Here is a 2895-nt window from a genome sequence, read left to right as displayed (position 1 = left end):
ATAGTAGTGAGTATCTTCTTAATTATTTTACTTAAATTTCTGGATAACGTTGATTCACTCACACCCAGTTCCTTAGCCAATTGCCTTACTGATATCCTCCTTGGCGTATCAAATAGCCCCCTCTCATGAGCTATCCTTAATAGCTTCTCCTCATCATTACTTAACATTAATTTAACTTTACTCCTCACTATGGCTGTTACCACATCCTCAGGGTTCACTGAGTTTTCCCTTACTCTACCTACTTCACCATTACCACTAATAATCCCTATAAACATGTCCACAGCCTTACTGCTTGGGAATAGGAAGACCCAATGTTCAACACCACCACTGGTACTATACCCTATTTCTGAACCACCAAGGATGTGGGCCTTAAACCTAGTGGAGTCCGCGTAATCCCCCCTAACAATCATTGTGAGTAATCTGGGGTAGGTGGAGTTAATGGGTTTAACATCATCAATGCTTAATACATTCTTATGATTATTCAGGATCTTGAGGAAGCTCTTGAAGTCAATCCTACTACCAACCCTCACCAGGGCGTACTCCACTATGAATGGTGAAGAGGAGTCAACAAAACTGCTTAAAACCCTATACTCAAGGTTAAGTTCAGAAACCTTAACAGTCCAATCGGAGTAATGGTAGTAGTCTAGGGAAACTAACCTGGGTGAGTTAAGTAAACTATTAAGTAGTAACAATGCCTCAGTACTATACACAATCCAGATCACTTCTAAGGGTCTTTTTAATTTTTTCCAAAACACGTGGTTCTTATGGTATACATAATAGTATACTGAAAATTAATGAGAAGTTGCATCACTATGCAATATTAATGAGTTAAGTAATTTTATAAGTAAGGACATTAGTAGATTGAATTATGGGTAAAATACCCACATACATACTAGTAACCGCGGTAGTACTCATAATAGCTACCGCGTATAGCGTAAATATCGCTCATGCACAGCAAACTTACCCAACCTACACCATTGAGGATGCCTTCCCCTGGAACTACGTCCTATTAACACCATGGCCAGCGCCCTGGTGGAATCCTTATGCATCAGGTAATCTAATCGGCTGGGCTGGTACCTGGATGCCTATGGCTGAATTTGACGATTCCACTGGTCAGTGGTGGCCTGTTTTGGCTGAGAATTGGACTTTGATTCCTGATAATCATACTTTGATTATTCATCTTAGGCGTGGCTTGTATTGGTTTAATGGTTCAGCAACAATACCCTTCACAGCATGGGACGTTTACGCAGAATTCTACATAGGCGTAAAGGCATTCGACTGGTTCTACCCATACCTAATGCCCCAAAACGCAGACAAGGACCTAATAGTACTAAACAACTACACAATATCAATACACTTCGATTATTGGACCGCCACTGGATGGGTCTGGCCTCTCATTGAGTGGATTATTACTCCTTGGCCAGTATGGAAGAATGTGGTAATGGAGTTAAAAACAATGAATGCGTCCCAGGCCTGGACCTTTGGGCAAAGGAATATTAGTGAGATGGTTATGCCTTACTGGGGCCTAAGCCCATACTATGTCACAAGTGTTAGCCCATCGGAAATATGGATTCAACTGGATCCACCTAACATATTGGCTGAGTGGAATAACATATTACCATTCCACACGTGGCAGTATTACCCCAAGATAGGGATATATATTGGCTTATCTGGCGGCGCCACGCAGTTACTCACATTGGCTATTAAGGAAAAGGACTTCTACATACCATCATGGTTCTCCACACCACCAGACTACGCGGTCTTCAATAGGTCAGGGTACGTCTACTACACAATGCCTGATATTTCAATAGTTGGCTTTAACCTACCACTCTACTACCCATTCACTATACCCCAGGTTAGGCAGGCGTTCTTATACATTATTAATAGGACTGAGGCGGCATTAGCCTTCGGCCCATCCTGGGTTAATGTCCCAGTTTACGTTAATGTTCCAGCCCCAGCACCCAATGTTTTAGCAGGCTTCTGGTTGACTTTCCCTGAGGATATTAGGGCTATGGTTGTTAACTTCACTCAACCAAACTGGACCAAGGCAGCTGATCTCCTAGAGTCAGCGGGCCTATACTACAAGAATGGGCAATGGTACCTACCAAACGGAACACCACTAACGCTGAATGTTTACGCATCATCAACATCACTGCTCTTCTGGATTCTCGATGATCAAGAGGCTGCAACGCAGGTAAGCAAGTTCGGCATTAAAACCACGTTCTATGAGCTTGAGCCGGGTATATGGTCACAGTTATGGCCATGTGGCTTAACTAAGATGGGTGCCACAGCCGACTGGCTGTATGCTGGCGCACCTAAGGGTGGTGTTGATACAGCATGGATATACTACGATATTGCCCAGTACGCGGCTGGTGGAGTTTATGAAAGTGGATTCTGCGCCAACTTCACCGGCTCAACCACCACACCCTTCGCATGGCCTCAGGTTCAGGATAATCAAATAGTCGGCTACTACTGCCAGCCATTAACCACTAACTTACCAATACCTAACAATACGATTATTTGGTGTATTAACTCAACCTACGGCCTCATTAACTTAACCAATTGGGAGAATGCCATAACTGCGGCTGAGCCTGGTTCATCAACATACTACGAGTTGGTTAAGGCGTACTTCGCATGGTTCGAATACTGGGTACCTGGTGTTACAATTGCTGAGGGTGACTTCGGTGCTGTCTTCCCGAAGAACATGATTGACCCCATGTGGGCTTATGATTGCATGCCCTACACTGACCCAAGATACACCGCAGCAGCGTATTCACTGCTATATAATTGGGGTATTGGCTGGGGTTGGGATGGCTTCAATCCACAATTCAACACGCAATTATTCATGGGTGCTTTTGCTCCTCCTGGTGTTATTCCACCGTTGGCTGAGGCTAT

2 protein-coding genes are annotated in these 2895 nt (G+C 44.0%); one reads left to right on the top strand and one right to left on the bottom strand.

The annotated features are described in order from the left end of the window. Nucleotides 1-710 (bottom strand): helix-turn-helix domain-containing protein (locus Q0C29_RS05505; protein WP_291999661.1); only part of this gene is annotated, 710 nt, incomplete at its 3' end. A 158-nt stretch (nucleotides 711-868) separates the two neighbouring features. Between Q0C29_RS05505 and Q0C29_RS05500 the strand changes: the two genes are divergently transcribed. Next, on the top strand, nucleotides 869-2895 hold a 2027-nt coding region (locus Q0C29_RS05500; RefSeq protein ID WP_291999660.1), incomplete at its 3' end, for an ABC transporter substrate-binding protein.

Origin of the sequence: Caldivirga sp. (assembly GCF_023256255.1) — an archaeon.
Classification (GTDB): Archaea; Thermoproteota; Thermoprotei; order Thermoproteales; family Thermocladiaceae; genus Caldivirga.
Note: the sequence above shows the minus strand (reverse complement) of the source record. Positions and strands in the feature narration are given on the sequence as shown.